General features: G+C 43.9%; 20 protein-coding genes and 1 other annotated feature. Of the genes, 3 read left to right on the forward strand and 17 right to left on the reverse strand.

From position 1 onward, the window contains the following. Positions 1-97 precede the first annotated feature (97 nt). From nadA to nadB, 3 genes are read right to left on the reverse strand one after another with little or no spacing between them, the layout of a single operon-like run. Positions 98-1,204, reverse strand: coding sequence for a quinolinate synthase NadA (nadA, locus tag MOB98_RS00710; RefSeq protein ID WP_268359739.1), 1,107 nt, complete (start codon positions 1,202-1,204; stop codon positions 98-100). Next, complete coding sequence (gene nadC, locus MOB98_RS00715; RefSeq protein ID WP_268359740.1) at positions 1,191-2,060, reverse strand: carboxylating nicotinate-nucleotide diphosphorylase; 870 nt, start codon at positions 2,058-2,060, stop codon at positions 1,191-1,193. The genes nadA and nadC overlap by 14 nt, the downstream gene beginning before the upstream one ends. Continuing rightward, positions 2,014-3,609, reverse strand: coding sequence for an L-aspartate oxidase (gene nadB, locus MOB98_RS00720; protein ID WP_268359742.1), 1,596 nt, complete (start codon positions 3,607-3,609; stop codon positions 2,014-2,016). Before nadB ends, nadC begins: the two co-directional genes overlap by 47 nt. 102 nt (positions 3,610-3,711) lie before the next feature. Between nadB and MOB98_RS00725 the strand changes: the two genes are divergently transcribed. Next, positions 3,712-4,899 (forward strand): IscS subfamily cysteine desulfurase, encoded by a 1,188-nt coding sequence (locus MOB98_RS00725; RefSeq protein ID WP_268359744.1) that lies wholly within the window; start codon positions 3,712-3,714, stop codon positions 4,897-4,899. Then, complete coding sequence (locus tag MOB98_RS00730) at positions 4,859-5,401, forward strand: transcription repressor NadR (protein ID WP_268359745.1); 543 nt, start codon at positions 4,859-4,861, stop codon at positions 5,399-5,401. Before MOB98_RS00725 ends, MOB98_RS00730 begins: the two co-directional genes overlap by 41 nt. Before the next feature lie 22 nt (positions 5,402-5,423). Here the strand turns inward: MOB98_RS00730 and pheA are convergent, their stop codons facing one another. Genes pheA through spo0B form a run of 4 tightly spaced genes read right to left on the reverse strand, consistent with a single transcriptional unit; the run spans position 5,424 to position 8,694 of the window. Continuing rightward, positions 5,424-6,278: a prephenate dehydratase gene (gene pheA, locus MOB98_RS00735; RefSeq protein WP_268359746.1), complete on the reverse strand. Its 855-nt coding sequence runs from the start codon at positions 6,276-6,278 to the stop codon at positions 5,424-5,426. 16 nt (positions 6,279-6,294) lie between these two features. Further along, positions 6,295-6,738 carry a transcriptional regulator ThrR gene (gene thrR / locus MOB98_RS00740; protein ID WP_003222630.1) on the reverse strand — a complete coding sequence of 148 codons (444 nt, stop codon included), beginning with the start codon at positions 6,736-6,738 and terminating at the stop codon, positions 6,295-6,297. A 57-nt stretch (positions 6,739-6,795) separates the two neighbouring features. Beyond that, a complete protein-coding gene (gene obgE, locus MOB98_RS00745; protein WP_268359748.1) occupies positions 6,796-8,082 on the reverse strand; it encodes a GTPase ObgE in 1,287 nt (428 codons plus the stop codon). A gap of 33 nt (positions 8,083-8,115) precedes the next feature. Beyond that, on the reverse strand, positions 8,116-8,694 hold the full coding sequence (spo0B, locus tag MOB98_RS00750) for a sporulation initiation phosphotransferase Sop0B (RefSeq protein ID WP_268359749.1): 579 nt from the start codon (positions 8,692-8,694) through the stop codon (positions 8,116-8,118). Between the two features lie 77 nt (positions 8,695-8,771). On the opposite strand from spo0B, the gene MOB98_RS00755 reads away from it, so the two are divergent. Next, a complete protein-coding gene (locus tag MOB98_RS00755; RefSeq protein WP_003229671.1) occupies positions 8,772-8,894 on the forward strand; it encodes a hypothetical protein in 123 nt (40 codons plus the stop codon). 119 nt (positions 8,895-9,013) lie between these two features. Here MOB98_RS00755 and rpmA read toward each other — a convergent pair whose 3' ends face one another. The 10 genes from rpmA to mreB all read right to left on the reverse strand — a co-directional run bounded on the left by rpmA (position 9,014) and on the right by mreB (position 15,880). After that, a complete protein-coding gene (gene rpmA / locus MOB98_RS00760; protein WP_003222623.1) occupies positions 9,014-9,298 on the reverse strand; it encodes a 50S ribosomal protein L27 in 285 nt (94 codons plus the stop codon). A gap of 12 nt (positions 9,299-9,310) precedes the next feature. Further along, the gene (locus MOB98_RS00765) at positions 9,311-9,649 is read right to left on the reverse strand and encodes a ribosomal-processing cysteine protease Prp (protein WP_268359751.1); all 339 of its coding nucleotides are present in this window, start codon (positions 9,647-9,649) and stop codon (positions 9,311-9,313) included. 2 nt (positions 9,650-9,651) lie between these two features. Beyond that, positions 9,652-9,960, reverse strand: a complete 309-nt coding sequence (rplU, locus tag MOB98_RS00770; protein WP_003229668.1) for a 50S ribosomal protein L21 — start codon at positions 9,958-9,960, stop codon at positions 9,652-9,654. 13 nt (positions 9,961-9,973) lie between these two features. Next, positions 9,974-10,049 (reverse strand) — a sequence feature (ribosomal protein L21 leader region). 57 nt (positions 10,050-10,106) lie between these two features. Beyond that, entirely contained in the window at positions 10,107-10,973 is an 867-nt protein-coding gene (spoIVFB, locus tag MOB98_RS00775; protein WP_268359752.1) for a stage IV sporulation intramembrane metalloprotease SpoIVFB, read from the reverse strand. Further along, positions 10,966-11,760: a stage IV sporulation protein SpoIVFA gene (gene spoIVFA / locus MOB98_RS00780; RefSeq protein ID WP_268359754.1), complete on the reverse strand. Its 795-nt coding sequence runs from the start codon at positions 11,758-11,760 to the stop codon at positions 10,966-10,968. Before spoIVFA ends, spoIVFB begins: the two co-directional genes overlap by 8 nt. 147 nt (positions 11,761-11,907) lie before the next feature. Next, positions 11,908-12,714 carry a septum site-determining protein MinD gene (minD, locus tag MOB98_RS00785; RefSeq protein WP_268359756.1) on the reverse strand — a complete coding sequence of 269 codons (807 nt, stop codon included), beginning with the start codon at positions 12,712-12,714 and terminating at the stop codon, positions 11,908-11,910. A 1-nt stretch (position 12,715) separates the two neighbouring features. Continuing rightward, positions 12,716-13,396 (reverse strand): septum site-determining protein MinC, encoded by a 681-nt coding sequence (gene minC / locus MOB98_RS00790; protein ID WP_268359758.1) that lies wholly within the window; start codon positions 13,394-13,396, stop codon positions 12,716-12,718. Positions 13,397-13,448: 52 nt separating this feature from the next. Continuing rightward, positions 13,449-13,967, reverse strand: coding sequence for a rod shape-determining protein MreD (gene mreD, locus MOB98_RS00795; protein WP_077671543.1), 519 nt, complete (start codon positions 13,965-13,967; stop codon positions 13,449-13,451). Next, positions 13,964-14,836 carry a rod shape-determining protein MreC gene (gene mreC, locus MOB98_RS00800; protein ID WP_268359760.1) on the reverse strand — a complete coding sequence of 291 codons (873 nt, stop codon included), beginning with the start codon at positions 14,834-14,836 and terminating at the stop codon, positions 13,964-13,966. Before mreC ends, mreD begins: the two co-directional genes overlap by 4 nt. 30 nt (positions 14,837-14,866) lie before the next feature. Beyond that, a complete protein-coding gene (gene mreB / locus MOB98_RS00805) occupies positions 14,867-15,880 on the reverse strand; it encodes a cell shape-determining protein MreB (RefSeq protein ID WP_003222607.1) in 1,014 nt (337 codons plus the stop codon). Positions 15,881-15,942 lie beyond the last annotated feature (62 nt).

Raw genomic sequence — 15,942 nt, forward strand, 5'->3', positions numbered from 1 at the left:
AAAACGTGAACAGTTCAGCTGTGATTACAATATGTTTCTTCACAACATATGCCCGAAAAAAAGAAGTTATGAGTACAGGAGGGGAAATATTTCTGATTTACGTGATTGTAAGCATTCGATTCAAGGCAAGAAGGGCATCCTGCTGAATGGCTTTTGGCACTTTGATCACGCCTGTAGGTGCTCCTTTATCTATTTGCTCCAAAGACCACAGCAAATGCGGCAAATCGATTCGATTCATTGTCAGACACGGGCACATGTCAGGATTGAGTGATTCGATTTGTTTATCAGGGTGCTCGTGAATGATCCGCTGCACAAGATTCATTTCTGTTCCAATTGCCCACTTGCTTCCCGCCGGTGCCTGATTGATTGTATCGATAATATATTTCGTTGATCCGCTATCGTCACTTAATGTTACGACTTCATGTGAGCATTCCGGATGGACAATGACCCGAATTTCCGGATCACGCTCTCTCACATCATGGATATTTTTTACGGTGAATTTTTCGTGAACAGAGCAATGCCCTTTCCACAAAATCACTTTCACATTCTTATGATCAAATTCAGTCACTAATTCATCTTTCATCGGATCCCACACAGCCATTTCCTCAAGCGCGATACCCAGATCATATGCCGTATTTCTCCCTAAATGCTGATCAGGCAAAAATAAAATTCGTTTTTTCTGTGTGAACGCCCACTCAAGCACTTTTTTCGCATTCGAAGAAGTTACAGTTGCTCCGCCATGCTTACCGACGAAAGCTTTGATCTCCGCCGTGGAGTTCACATAAGTTAATGGTATGATCGTATCTCCGAATGTATGCTTAAGTTTCTCCCACGCCCTATTGGTCTGCTGCATGTCAGCCATGTCAGCCATAGAACACCCTGCTCTCATATCAGGCAGGATGACCGTCTGTTGTTCGCCGGTCAGCATATCAGCAGTCTCTGCCATAAAATGCACGCCGCAAAATACGATATAATCCGCTTCTTTGTTTTTTTCCGCAATGTGGGCCAGCTGCAGGGAATCGCCTGTTTGGTCAGCAAATTGTAGCACTTCATCCTTTTGATAATGATGGCCTGGTATAAAGAGCCTGCTGCCAAATTTTTTCTTGATGGCGGCAACACGCATTTCCATATCCTTTCTCGATATTTGTTTATAGCCTTCTGGCATCATATCATTCGATTGTTTGATTACATCAAGAATTGACATAACGGCATTCCTCCACAGATTTATTTGGTAACGCAACATCCATGCTGATATCTAAACTTTTAACGGAATGGGTCAAAAATCCTAATGAAATATAATTTACGCCGGTCCCCTTAAAAGCAGGTAAAGATTGTAACGTAATCCCGCCCGAAGCTTCTGTTTTTATATGGTTCGGAGTGAGATTTGCAAAATGGCGTACTGTATCAGGCGGGCAGTTATCAAACATAATAACGTCTGCTCCTGCCTCAATTGCTTCCTTTAGCTGTTCCTCCGTTTCAATTTCCACCTCGATATTGACCATATGACCTGCAGCCTGACGCGCTTTTTTGCATGCCTCTAAAATAGAGCCGCATGCTGCAATATGATTATCTTTAATCATGATACCGTCATACAATCCGAAGCGATGATTATACCCGCCCCCGGCTCTGACTGCGTATTTTTCCAGCATTCTCAACCCCGGTGTTGTTTTTCTCGTGTCACAAATTTTAATCTGTTCATCATCCAGCCGCCGAACCGCCTCCCTTGTCATCGTCGCAATTCCTGACAGCCTCTGAATAAGATTTAATACGACCCGCTCTCCTGAAAGAAGTGCAGCCGCCGGACCGCGCAACACCGCAATCACTTCGCCTTTTCGCAAAATATCCCCATCCGTTTTATGTAAAATGGTTTGCACATGTTTGTCTAATAAAGCAAAGCCTTCTTTTATCACCGCAGCCCCGGCAAAGATCCCGTCTGACTTTGCAACAATCTCCGCTTCACAGCTCTGTTCTCCAAAGATAGACTGTGATGTAAGATCACCTGTCCCTATATCCTCAAGAAAAAAGTGATTCAGCAATTTTTTCAGCTGTAAATGATTCATTTTTCCCAATCCCCTCGTTTTTTCTAATCTTTGTTCCCTTTTTCGTATGGACAATTTGCCTACCTTGCCAGCGCACATCAGCTTGAGGAAAATCGGTGCGAAAGTGTGCTCCCCTGCTTTCCTCCCGCAAAAGCGCGGAAGATGTCATCAGCTTTGCAGCCTGCCATAAATGAGAAAGCTCCAGCTGAGTTATTGTGATATCCTTCACATTCACTTCCTGACATGGCAGCTTATGAAGCCAGTTGCTCAGCTCAATCAAATTTCCTTGTTCCCGCAAGATAGACATGTGGCTCGTCATTCTGCTTTGCAGTTCATACACCTCTGTGTGGGGCACCTCATAGATTACACTGGTTTTAGGTGCAGATTGATATCGCAAGTTATAAACCGGATTTTGCATGATATGCTCTGCTGCTCTTTTTCCAAACACCAGCGCTTCCAATAAGGAATTGCTTGCAAGCCGATTGGCTCCGTGTAAACCGGTGCATGCAGTCTCTCCTATTGCATAGAGCCCCGGCACTGTCGTTTCCCCCCAGCAATTAACTGAAACACCCCCCATTAAGAAGTGCATTCCCGGGGCAACAGGTATTTTTCCGCTTCGGATATCAACCCCTGCTTTTTCACAAATAACGGTGATGGTAGGGAAACGTGCTTTAAAATCAGAAATCGCACTGCAGTCGATATAAACGCGGTTTCCTTTTGCCATTTCTTCATGAATAATCCGTGAAACGATATCCCTTGGAGCCAAGTCACCTAAAGGATGCCGTCCAGCCAGAATCCGGCGGCCGTTTTCGTCAACCAGACTTCCGCCTTCCCCTCTGACAGCTTCTGAAACAAGCCCATATGAAACACCATTTTTCACAAGCAGTGTCGGGTGAAACTGGGTAAACTCTAAATCCGTTAATTCCGCACCGGCCCGATAAGCCAGAGTAAGGCCGTCACCTGTGACAGATGGATCGTTCGTATGGTGAAGAAACAGGCTTCCGCATCCGCCGGCCGCCAGCACAACTGCATCCGCATGTCTTACTTTGATCCGCCCTTTGCTGTCTTTTGTGATGACACCGATACAGCGTCCATTCTCCATAAGCAAATCTGCTGCTGTTTCATGCTCAATTAGCTCGATATTGCTGTCGATCTGTTTCAGCAAATAATCAACCAGCAGTCTGCCTGTTGCATCCCCGCCTGCATGAAAAATCCGGTTGTATGTGTGGGCTCCTTCTCTGCCAAGACAAACATCGCCTTGTTCATTGCGATCGAAAGGGAATTCGCTCTCCAGCAGGTGTTGAATCATATTTTTCCCATCTTGTAAAACGTCTGCTGCAATCGTCAGATCGTTATGTCCGCACCCGGCATATAACGTATCCTTCAGATGAGCTTCAATTGAGTCACCTTTTGAATAAGCTGCTGCAATACCGCCCTGCGCATAGACAGAATTGCTGTTTTTGATGCTTTTCTTTGTGATGACAGTCACTTCGTATGAGGACGGCAAAGCGGACGCTAAAGAAAGTGCCGCCGCCCCAGAACCGATGACTGCAATCGTCTTTTTAGACATATGCTACCCTCCTGTTGTTTACATCTGTCTTGACACCTATATTTACACAAGGATAAAATAAACTCAAGAGTTTTTTATGGAGAACGGATGGAGGACAACCGGATGATTTATTTAGATTATGCAGCGACAACACCTATTTGCGAGGAAGCTCTTAACGTTTATCAAAAGCTCAGTATGGATATGTACGGAAATGCCAGCAGCCTGCATGATGCGGGAGGAAAAGCAAAGCACATACTGGAGTACTGCCGTGAGAAAGTTGCTGAGATCATTAGCGGAGATGCAAGCGGCATCTATTTTACAAGCGGGGGCACAGAATCCAATTTTCTGGCCATTCAATCATTGCTAAACGGCCTGCCAAAAACGAAAAGACATTTTATAACGACTGCGATGGAGCATCAGTCTATTCATAACTGTGCTGCTTTTTTAAAACAGCATGGATATGATGTAACGATCATTGAACCGAATGAATACGGACTTATTACCGAGGAAATATTAGCAGCTCATATCCGCCCGGAAACAGGCGTGGTATCTATTCAGCATGCCAACTCTGAAACTGGGATCATTCAGCCTATTCAAAGGCTGTCTTCATACCTGCACAAAAAAGGTATTCTTCTTCACTGCGACGCTGTTCAAACATTCGGGAAAATTCCTATTAATACAGAAGAACTGGGAATGGATGCACTCTCAGTGTCCAGTCATAAAATCCACGGCCCTAAAGGAGTTGGCGCGGTCTATATTCGGCCAAATGTCCCTTGGAAACCCGTTTATCCGCTCACCTCTCATGAACACGGATTCAGAGCCGGCACCGTGAATGTTCCCGGGATCGGAGCCTTCACTGCCGCTGCAGAGCTGATTATAAGTGAAATGGATAAACAAATATCCCGCAATAAGGCATTAAGAACATACTTTTTAGACCAAATCAGCATCCGGTCTCTCCCTGTATCCCTTGCGGCAGATACTGCAAAAACAGAGTATCTGCCGCATATTATAGGGTGTTTTTTTCACTCATTTGAAGGACAATATGTTATGTTAGAATGTAATCGGAGTAATATTTGCATTTCAACGGGCAGCGCTTGTTCTGCGGGTTATCACGGTCCGTCTGCAACGATGAAAGCACTAAGAAAAACAGAACAGGAAGCCCTGCAATTTATCCGTATCTCTTTTGGAAGGCATACAACATCTGAACAGCTGGATAAGTTATTACATACGTTTACAGCGCTTTGGGAACAAAAGAAAGGAGAATTTGATATTGACCGAAGAATTAAAGCTTATGGGCGCCAACAGGCGTGACCAGCTTCTTCTGTGGCTGAAGGAATCCAAATCACCGCTTACAGGAGGAGAACTCGCAAAAAAAGCGAACGTTTCAAGACAGGTAATTGTTCAGGATATATCGCTCTTGAAAGCGAAAAATGAACCGATTATCGCCACAAGCCAAGGGTATGTATACATGGATACAGCCGCTCAGCAGCATCAGCAGGCAGAAAGAATCATAGCTTGTCTCCACGGCCCTGAACGGACAGAAGAGGAATTGCAGCTCATCGTGGATGAAGGTGTTACAGTAAAAGACGTAAAAATCGAACACCCCGTCTACGGAGATTTAACTGCAGCCATCCAAGTAGGCACCAGGAAAGAAGTTAGCAATTTCTTAAAAAAAATCAATTCCACGAATGCAGCCTATTTATCACAGCTGACGGACGGCGTGCATCTTCATACACTGACAGCTCCCGAAGAATACCGCATCGACCAAGCCTGCCAAGCACTCGAGGCAGCCGGTATTTTAATTAAAGACTAAAAAAAGCCCTTTTTGGGCTTTTTTATAATTGGTAGGACTGATATGCACCAAGAAGCTTCACTTGGCAGCCGAGCGCTTCAAGCTCCTGCATCGCACCTGGAATCAATACCTCATCAAACGCCTTCTCAATATCAATAATAAAGAAATAATGGCCTAATCCGGTTTTAGTCGGACGTGATTCAATTTTTGACAAGTTTAAGTTTCTCCAAGAAAAAGCGGACAGTACTCTGTGCAGCGCCCCGGATTGATCATCCGGAAGCATCACCATCAGGGTCGTTTTAGGCCTTGAGCTCAATTTTGAATTCACTTCAAAAGATATGTTTTCATCAGGAGACAGGATAACAAATCTTGTATGATTGTCCCTATAATCCTGTATATCTCGTTTCACGATTTTTAATTCATATGTAGAAGCTGCCATTTCATTGGCAATGACCCCGATATTCAGTTCGGGATGGTCACTGACAAATTTTGCTGCCGCCCCGGTTGAGTTGGCGTATTCATATGGAACGGAAGGAAAATGTTGATGAAGAAATTTATGGCATTGCGCAATTGCATGAGAGTGCGAATAAATTTTGTCGAGCTCTTTCCAAGCATTCTCTCTGGAAGGATGGACAAGCAAGTGCTGATGAATCGGCAATGTCATCTCACCCACAATTGGCAAGGGCTGTTCATGGATTAAATAGTCTATCGTTAAGTTTACTGATCCTTCTAATGCATTCTCTAAAGGAACAAAAGCGAAATCCACTTCCCCTGAAACTGCCGCATCTATACACTCCGGTATGGTGCGGTAAGCAACATGTTCGGCGCCGTTTTGAAAACAAGAACTGACTGCTAAATGTGTGAATGTTGCTGCTGGACCTAAATAACCGACTTTCATGACGATATTCTCTCCCTTATGCACCTGAACCTAATATTTCAACCTTTTCTACAAAATCAAACTTCCTGAGCTTATTCATTAACGTATGAATGTCTTCTTCCATTGCGGATGTACTGATCGACAGTGTCACATTTGCTCTGCCTTGAAGCGGGATGGTCTGGTGAATGGAAAGTACATTGCTTCCAGAATCAGCCACTGCCTGCAGGAGCTGCGATAACGCACCTGACCTATCCTCCAAATGAAAGAAAAGTGTGATAATTTGTTCTTTAACCATAGTGTAGAATGGAAAGACAGCATCTCTGTATTTATAAAACGCACTTCTGCTTAAATCGACTTTTTGAACGGCATCTGCCACTGAATCTGCCTTTTTTCGATCAAGCAGCTTTTTGACTTCCAATGTTTTTCTCATCGCATCGGGCAATACATCTTCACGGACAAGATAAAATGTCTCCTCTTTCATTTGCATCCCCCCTTTAAAATAGAGAGCCTGTTAACCAGGCTCTCCTAAAAGCCATCATTAATCAATAAATTCAAATTCGAATTCCAGAAGCCTGATAATATCTCCATCCTTGGCTCCGCGTTCTCTGAGCGCTTCATCGACACCCATGCCGCGCATCTGTCTTGCAAACCGTTTAACCGATTCATCACGCGAGAAATCAGTCATCTTGAATAACCGCTCAAGACTGTCTCCTGAAAGGACAAATACACCGTCTGGATCGCGTGTAATGTTAAATGGCACTTCTTCATTCTCGATCGTGTACATGACACGGTTTTGTGTAAGCTCTTCCTCATCATACAGCGGGAATTCTGGTGTGTTCTCCAGCTGGTTGGCCACTTCAAACAGAAGCTCACGAAGACCTTCTCTTGTCACCGCACTGATCGGGAATACCGGGTAATCATCGGTCAGCTTTTCTTTAAAGGCTTCAAGATTTTCCGCAGCCTGCGGCATGTCCATTTTATTGGCAACAATAATTTGCGGACGCTCAGTGAGACGCAGGTTGTACTCGCTCAGCTCCTCGTTAATCGTCACATAATCCTCATACGGATCGCGGCCTTCCAAGCCGGACATATCAATGACGTGAACGATAACCCTTGTCCGTTCAATATGGCGCAAAAACTGGTGTCCAAGTCCGACCCCCTGGTGTGCACCTTCAATCAATCCCGGTAAATCAGCCATAACAAAGCTGCGTCCGTCATCTGTTTCAACCATGCCGAGATTCGGGACAAGCGTTGTAAAGTGATAATCCGCAATTTTCGGTTTTGCAGATGAGACAACAGACAGCAAAGTGGATTTTCCCACACTCGGGAACCCGACAAGCCCGACATCCGCAAGCACTTTCAATTCAAGAACAACGTAACGTTCTTTTCCCGGTTCGCCGTTTTCTGAAAGCTGAGGCGCGGGATTAGCCGGTGTGGCAAAGCGGGTATTTCCTCTTCCGCCTCTACCGCCCCTTGCAATGACAGCCTGCTGTCCGTGCTCTGTTAAATCAGCAATAACCTGCTTTGTATCATCATCTGTCACAACGGTGCCTGGCGGAACTTTAATGACCATATCATCAGCATTTCGCCCGTGCTGGTTTTTGGACATACCATGCTCGCCGCGAGTCGCTTTAAAGTGTTTTTTGTACCTAAAATCCATCAAGGTGCGGAGACCTTCATCTACTTCAAAAACGACGTCTCCTCCCTTTCCTCCGTCACCGCCGGCAGGGCCGCCTTTCGGCACATATTTTTCACGGCGAAACGCAACCATCCCGTTGCCGCCGTCGCCGCCTTTTACATATACTTTCACCTGATCTACAAACATAATGTCCTCCGTTCTAAACCGTTAAAAACTCCGCTAGTCCAACCCAATTTCAATCAGACATTCGTGACTTGTGATCTCAAAACGCATGATATCAACGCCCTCATGTCCATTTTGCCGAATATCATCAAAAGCAGATGGATCGGCAAAGGCGCCGTGAAAATCAAGGTACAGAATCAGCTGTCTGTCAGGATGATCCGTTTGGAGCGAAACCGTTAAATGATTTTCACTCTCTCTGCTGACTGCTTGATCAAACAGACCAAACAGCTTTCTCATCAGTTTCGCCAGCTTTTGATCATAAGGCGATAAATCCTTAACTTCTCCAAGAACTTCATATTCAAGCGTCATATAATGGGTCTTCCAATTGAACGTTAGAAAATCAAACGCCAAATGCGGTGTTTTCAGGTTTGAGAGCTTTGATTCGTGCTTTGCGTCTATAACCATTTCTTCAATCATTTCAAAGACGCGGTCATACTTCTGCAAGCTTAAGTTTCCTTTAATCAGCTGCAGCTTATTCATCCAATCATGCCGGGAATGACCCAGCAGATGAATCAGTTCGTTTGTTAATGCCGTGTCGCTTATATTTTCTTCTTGATTTTTTGAAACATCCTTCATTTTCGCACTCCCAATCATTTAATTTCTTATTTAGGAGTCTGTATAAGTGTGTATTATGAATTATAACAGAGAAGGCTTTGTTAGAAAAACAATTGTTTTTCCCAGAAATATCATGTTCCTTTTTTCTGGCTTTGGTTGATTTGCAGCCAGGCAGAACATTTTATGTATTACTGCTTGGGGAACATATCCAGTGGGTTTGAGATGTTTATTCTCATTCTTGGCGGGGTCTGCTCGCACATACTCTGCATTTCATTCTTGGTGTTTACTCCGCATATTGCAAAAAAACTCCAGTCATCATCGACCGGAGTTTTTTGAATCATTATTGAGCTACAGGATATACGCTCACTTTTTTGCGGTCACGACCGAAACGTTCGAATTTAACAGTTCCGTCGATTTTCGCAAATAGAGTGTCATCTCCGCCGCGGCCCACGTTTTCACCTGGGTAAATTTTTGTTCCGCGTTGACGGTAAAGGATAGAACCGCCTGTTACGAATTGACCGTCAGCACGTTTAGCACCTAAACGTTTAGCCTCAGAGTCACGTCCGTTCTTTGTAGAACCTACTCCTTTTTTAGAAGCGAAAAACTGAAGATCTAATCTAAGCATGTAGCTCACCTCCTATATTATGTTTGTGGTCACACGCAAATGATCTTTGTAATCCCGTTCGATTGTATCCAACGAGACAATCATGCCCTCAATCAGCAGCTGAGCTTTTTGGCGCGCCTCCGGATCAAGAGATTCAGGGAATTCAAAATAAAAATAACCCCCGTCCTCCCCTATATCAAGAAGCGGCTCGAAGCCTGCGAGCACAATGACCGCGTTAACGGCTCCAAACACAACGGCTGTCACTCCGGCACAAACAAGATCTTGTCCATGTTCAGCAAAATTCGCATGGCCTGTCATTTCAAAAGACAAAATGCCCTTATCATGAGACCTTCTGATTGTTGCCTGAATCATGCTTACGCGTTGATTTTTTCAATCGTCACTTTAGTGTAAGGCTGACGATGACCTTGTTTTTTATGAACGTTTTTCTTTGGTTTGTATCTGAAAACAGTGATTTTTTTCGCGCGGCCTTGTTTTTCAACTTTAGCCGTTACTGTTGCGCCTTCAACTGTTGGGTTGCCGACTTTCACGTTGTCTCCGCCAACAAACAAAACGTCTTCAAAAGTAACTGTTTCACCTGCTTCAGCAGCAAGTTTCTCGATGTAAACAGTTTGGCCTTCTTCAACTTTGATTTGTTTTCCGCCTGTTTTAATGATTGCGTACATTCTCTGCACCTCCTATTAGACTAAGACTCGCCAGATACCAGGGGGCTAAAAAAGCTCTTAACACCTGTACTGAGCGGTTGTAGCAATGGTGCTACATCCATAACATTAAAAAATATACCAAAATACAAGGCGTTTGTCAATTGATTTTAGTAAGGCAGCAGCAGTTCCTCCATAGAGGAATTCGTCCGCTTATCGGCAAAGTAGGCGTGCAGCACTTCATTTTCGTCAAGCTGGCTGAGTTTCTGCCCTGATTTCTCTATAATAATCGGATGTTTACAGCCGCGCTTGAACTCGGCCATCACATGATAGACTTTATCCTCCGCCTTTACTGTCAGCGGCAGCAGTTTTTCAAGCTCCCGGTTTTTCCCGTAATACCTTTCAAGGAGGAATCTCACATGGACATAGTGCCTCTGCCTGTATTCCTCAAACAGAGAAACAGCCAGAAAGACAAACAAAACCCATGCGCTGATTTGCAGAGGAATCACAAATAACACCCAGCCCCCAAGCAGCAGGCAGAAGCAGAGCGACGTCTTTAAATTGAGCCGGTGTGCCTTTTGAAAAGGCAGCTGCTTGGAAAACAACAAAAATAATAGCTTTCCTCCATCAAGCGGCCAAATCGGCAGCAGGTTCACAAATAAAATAGAAAGATTATAAAAGGTGAAGAGTTCAAAGGTATGCTGATGAATCACTGAGAATTCTGCTAGCATCCAGGCAGCAAGCTGAAGCCAGATATGCTGAAGAGGGCCGGCAATAATCACCGCAAACTCTTCCTTTAACGGCCGATTCCCGTGCTCTTCCACTTCAACCGTTCCTCCAAACGGCAGCAAAAAAACACGCTTGATTCTCCAAGAAAAAAACACGGCTAGAGCAGCATGCCCCAGCTCATGGATCAGTACAATCAGGAGCAGACATAATAATGCTTTTATATGGCCTGTAAGCAGCCCCAGCGCCGCGATAATCCAAAGAAAAGGATGCACATGAATCTTCAAGATAAGGTCAATCCATTTATTCAAATGAAATCACCTGTATCGGATCAATAAATTTATCGCCGTCTTTCATGGCAAAATAATAGACCCCTTTATTATGATCATCAAGTTTAATGGAACCGAGCTTTTTGCCTTTATCCACAAAATCATATAAAGCAACATCCACATCTTTAAGCTCGCCATAAATGCTATAAGTATTGTCAGCATGCTGCACCTTAACTGTCAGTCCCGTCTGGCTGTCTTTGCTGACTTCGACTACATAGCCTTCCTTTATGCTATCAATTGTATCGCTGCTGGTTTCGACTTTAATGCCTTCTCCGTTGTCCTGAAAATCCTGCTGCACTTTCCCGGATGCAGGCGCAACCAGGTCTTGGCCCACTTCAACCTGCTGTTCCTTATTTTTATGTTCAGGAGCCAGAAAAGCGAGTGGATTGCCAAATTTCGTTTCAAACCAATGGCTTGCTGAAGCAAATTGAAATTCAGTTTCGAAGGTTTTGGCAACGGCGGGTTTTATTTGGCTGACGGGCCCGATGTTTGTTTTATAGGCTATGGCGGAAACGAGGACAAGACAGGCCGACAGAAGACATTTCAGGATAATAGAATCTGTTTTAACCAAAGGGTGTTTTCCGTTAAATGTTGATATGTTATCTTCATAGACCGGCAGAGTTCCATGCTTTTCCTGATCCGTGACCATCACCCATGACGGGGGTTTTTGCTTTTCAGAAACGGTCTGAGTAGAGAGACGTTTCGAGCCGGAAAGCTGTTTTCTTCTTTTCTCTAATCGTTTTCTGATTTCATCTGCTCTGTGACTCATTGCCATCATCCTTTGCATTCGTTGGGTTTGTACATCATATGTCTTGTCCATGGCAAATATTCGTTTTACTCAGCACAAAGCAGACAAAAACAAAAAAACCTGACACAGCATTCGCTTTGTCAGATTCTTCTCTTTGATTCTATCACATTAAGATCTTACTCCGAAAAATGATTTAATCTTAGCCATCATTCCTTTGTTTTGCTCTTCAAGCACCTGCAAAGGAACAGATTCACCTAAGATACGGCGGGCAATATTGCGGTATGCAATGGAAGCTCGGTTTTTCGGGTCCATCGCAATCGGTTCACCGTGGTTGGAAGCTTTAATGACTTCATCATCATCAGCCACGATTCCGAGCAAATCGATCGACAAATGCTGTACGATTTCGTCGATATCCATCGTGTCACCGTTTTTCATCAGATGATTTCTGATTCTGTTTACAATGAGCCGCGGCGATTCAATACTTTCCTCTTGCTCCAACAGCCCTATAATACGGTCAGCATCACGAACAGCTGAGATTTCAGGGGTTGTGACCACAATCGCTTTGTCTGCTCCGGAAACGGCATTTTTGTAACCTTGCTCAATGCCGGCAGGGCAGTCTATGATAACATAGTCAAATTCCTGTTTGAGCTCTTGTACCATATTTTTAATTTGCTCAGGAGCAACAGCTGTTTTATCGCTCGTTTGTGCAGCGGGCATTAAATAGAGCAGATCATCGAAACGTTTGTCTTTTACGAGCGCCTGATGCATTTTGCATCTGCCTTCTACAACGTCTACAAGATCGTAAATAATTCTATTTTCAAGACCCATTACAACATCAAGGTTGCGCAGTCCTATATCAGTATCTACTAAGCATACACGCTTCCCTAAAATGGCTAAGGCGGTACCGAGGTTCGCAGATGTTGTTGTTTTACCTACTCCGCCTTTTCCCGAAGTTATTACGATAGCCTCACCCAATTCACATTCCTCCCTCAAGCCTTGTTAGATCAGGTCTTAAATGAGCCAAATGTTGAAGGCGTTCAATGACCATATTTCCGTCTGTATCTAAATAAGCACATTCCATTTCGTTCCCTTTTTGAATGTGGTCTGGGGAGCGATTTAACACATGGTTGATTCTTAATTGTGTCGGCAGCATTTCAGAGGCGGCGATGACCGCTTGATTATTTCCATTAAACCCGGCGTGCGCAATTCCTTTCAGTGAGCCCAGAACAAAAATGTTTCCCCCGGCCCTGACTGTTCCGCCGGGATTCACGTCACCGATCAGGAGTAAGTCGCCTTTGACCTGCAGCACTTGGCCAGAACGGACAATTTTTGAAACAGAAATGATTTCGCCTTCCTCTTTCATACGCTGTGCTTCTTTTTTAGTAATGACTTCACTGTCAATAGAATGAACAAATAAATCTTTCTTTGACGCAATCAATTCAGTCAGCTGTTCCTCTTGCTCCTTATATAAAAAGCGATTTCCCAGCTTAACATGGACGCTGATTTTCTGGCCTTTTCCATCCGTATATTGTTCAATTGACAGCATATTCTGAAGACCATCGAGAAGCTCATCAAAAGAACACGCATCATCAAGATGCAATGTTAATCCATTTTTTGTTCCTTTTATTGTTACATATTGCTGCTTTTTGGTCTTCACAATACTCACCTCAACAACATACTCATTTCGTCAAAAAAAGATAAAATCCTTTTTACTCATCTCTCAATTCTTTCTTTAGACTCATAAAAAATAATTTAAATGGCAGAACCAGAATAAGAGCGGCTGCAATATTTAATAAAATTGTCGGTATAAACCGGTCAAGCACAAATCCGTTAAACGTCATGATGTCTTTATGAATCAGCGACTGAATGCCAAATACGTAAAATTCAAGCAGGCAGACAGCGAGCACAGCTATCAATATCACCACAAAAGCATTTGTATGCAGCACTTTAAACGCTTTTGAAGCCAAATAGCATAACCCGGCAAAACCAAACATATAAACGCCTAATAGACTTGTATAGTTCATGTCATATAGAAAGCCAAAAATAAATCCGTAAATCATCGCGTGCTTTTGGTTGATGAACGCTGACATAAATATCAGTACAAGCATCAGAAAACGCGGGGCAAGCACCTGATCATCTGTAACAAACGGAAAATGCACCAAATCTGTAAAAATGCTTTCCGCAGAAAAAACAAGCATCATAACGAAAGGGAGAAGGAAACGTTTCACGATCCTTCCTCCTCTGTATCGACAGTCGGCACATCACGGTTAACCACGATCACATTATTTAAATCGGTAAGGTCAGCCGCAGGTTTTACGTAAGCAACTTTCGTTAATCCATAGGAATCCGACTCGATATCAGTCACTTCACCGATTGTCAGCCCCTCTGGGAAAACCCCGCCTGTGCCTGATGTTTCAATAAGATCGCCCTTTTTCACGTCTTGTTTATCCTTGCGCTCAATAATTGTCATCTTAAGACGCTTTTTGTCTTTGTCATAGCCTTCGATCAGGCCGTAGCCTTTGCTGCCTTTTTTTCCGGAAATTTTCGTCGCAACTCGGTTATTGCGGTCAGTATCGCTTAAAAGCTGAACCGTAGACGTAAAATTGTTAAGTCCGGAGCTTTTAATCTTTCCGATTAATGCGCCTTTTTCGTTTGTAACAGCCATATCTTTCGCAACGTTTTGCTGAGAACCCTTATTAATCGTGACCTGTTTCGCCCAATTATCAGGGCTTCTGGCAATGACTGTCGCTAAAATCGGCTTGTAATCTTTAATCGATTTGACATGGCCAAGCTCGTCACGCAAGGATTTGTTTTCTTCTTCAAGTTCTTGAAGCTTGGCTTCATATTGTGTCTGTCCGTCAAGCTTCTCTCTCAGACGCTCGTTTTCTTTGTATGTGTTTTTTAAATCATTAATGTTCTCAAATATTCCTGCAAAAAATTCGGCAGGCGTATGAAAAATATTTTGAAATACTCCCGTCGTATCGCCGATCACTTTCTCAGGCCAGGTGGTATTGCGGCCGCCCTTCAGCGAAAATCCAATCATAGCCACCAATATGATAATACACAGAAGTAATAGCATTAACCGTTTATTCGGCATCGTGTTACACCTCTTCTATTGAACTCCCGATTATCTCGTTTTACCTTTGAAAAGATGGATGTGCTCCAATGCTTTCCCTGTTCCGATCGCTACACAATCAAGCGGGTCTTCGGCGATAAGGACCGGCATTTTTGTTTCCTCACTGATCACTTTGTCCAAATTGCGAAGAAGCGCTCCGCCGCCGGTTAACACAATGCCTCTGTCCATAATATCTGCTGCAAGCTCTGGCGGTGTTTTTTCAAGTGTGCTCTTCACTGCTTCAACAATTGTAGATACAGTGTCGCGCAGCGCATTAGATATTTCTTTTCCTGTAATTTCGATGGTTTTCGGCAGACCTGTCAGTAAATCGCGTCCGCGGATTTCCATTTTATCGGATTCTTCAGGCGCTTCTGCAGATCCGATCTCCATTTTAATCGCTTCAGCTGTACGGTCGCCGATCATCAGGTTGTACGTTTTTCTGATGTAGTTGATAATCGCATCATCCATCTCATCACCGGCTACACGGATTGATTGAGACGTTACAATGCCTCCGAGGGAAATAATCGCAACTTCTGTCGTTCCGCCCCCGATATCAACAACCATGCTTCCAGTCGGTTCCCAAACTGGCAGATTGGCACCGATTGCTGCGGCAAACGGCTCTTCAATCGGATACGCGTCACGCGCTCCGGCCTGTCTTGTCGCATCAATAACAGCACGTTCCTCAACAGCTGTAATGCCTGATGGAACACATACCATCACATATGGTTTTCTGGCAAACATGCCTTTATTTTTTATGGCCTGATTGATGTAATATTTCATCATCGTAGCCGTTGTTTCATAATCAGCAATAACGCCGTCTTTCATCGGGCGAAGAGCGACAACGTTACCCGGTGTCCGTCCGATCATATTTTTCGCATCATTTCCGACAGCAACAATCGACTTCGTATCCGTTTGCAAAGCGACAACTGACGGCTCTCTCACAACAATTCCTTTTCCTTTTACAAAAACAAGCGTATTCGCAGTTCCAAGATCTATACCAAGGTCTCTTGCACCAATTCCAAACATATGTATGTATCTTCCTTTCTTAAAGCAAAAATACCCTAAAGGGAAAAACTCATAAACTCTAT

The sequence above is a fragment of the Bacillus sp. N13C7 genome (genome assembly GCF_026790065.1).
Classification (GTDB): domain Bacteria; phylum Bacillota; class Bacilli; order Bacillales; family Bacillaceae; genus Bacillus.

Coding starts and splice junctions, on each gene's coding strand:
- nadA (WP_268359739.1), bottom strand. CDS start 1,204: ATGTCAATTCTTGATGTAATCAAACAATCGAATGATATGATGCCAGAA.
- nadC (WP_268359740.1), bottom strand. CDS start 2,060: ATGAATCATTTACAGCTGAAAAAATTGCTGAATCACTTTTTTCTTGAG.
- nadB (WP_268359742.1), bottom strand. CDS start 3,609: ATGTCTAAAAAGACGATTGCAGTCATCGGTTCTGGGGCGGCGGCACTT.
- MOB98_RS00725 (WP_268359744.1), top strand. CDS start 3,712: ATGATTTATTTAGATTATGCAGCGACAACACCTATTTGCGAGGAAGCT.
- pheA (WP_268359746.1), bottom strand. CDS start 6,278: ATGAAAGTCGGTTATTTAGGTCCAGCAGCAACATTCACACATTTAGCA.
- thrR (WP_003222630.1), bottom strand. CDS start 6,738: ATGAAAGAGGAGACATTTTATCTTGTCCGTGAAGATGTATTGCCCGAT.
- obgE (WP_268359748.1), bottom strand. CDS start 8,082: ATGTTTGTAGATCAGGTGAAAGTATATGTAAAAGGCGGCGACGGCGGC.
- spo0B (WP_268359749.1), bottom strand. CDS start 8,694: ATGAAGGATGTTTCAAAAAATCAAGAAGAAAATATAAGCGACACGGCA.
- rpmA (WP_003222623.1), bottom strand. CDS start 9,298: ATGCTTAGATTAGATCTTCAGTTTTTCGCTTCTAAAAAAGGAGTAGGT.
- MOB98_RS00765 (WP_268359751.1), bottom strand. CDS start 9,649: ATGATTCAGGCAACAATCAGAAGGTCTCATGATAAGGGCATTTTGTCT.
- rplU (WP_003229668.1), bottom strand. CDS start 9,960: ATGTACGCAATCATTAAAACAGGCGGAAAACAAATCAAAGTTGAAGAA.
- spoIVFA (WP_268359754.1), bottom strand. CDS start 11,760: ATGAGTCACAGAGCAGATGAAATCAGAAAACGATTAGAGAAAAGAAGA.
- mreC (WP_268359760.1), bottom strand. CDS start 14,836: ATGCCGAATAAACGGTTAATGCTATTACTTCTGTGTATTATCATATTG.
- mreB (WP_003222607.1), bottom strand. CDS start 15,880: ATGTTTGGAATTGGTGCAAGAGACCTTGGTATAGATCTTGGAACTGCG.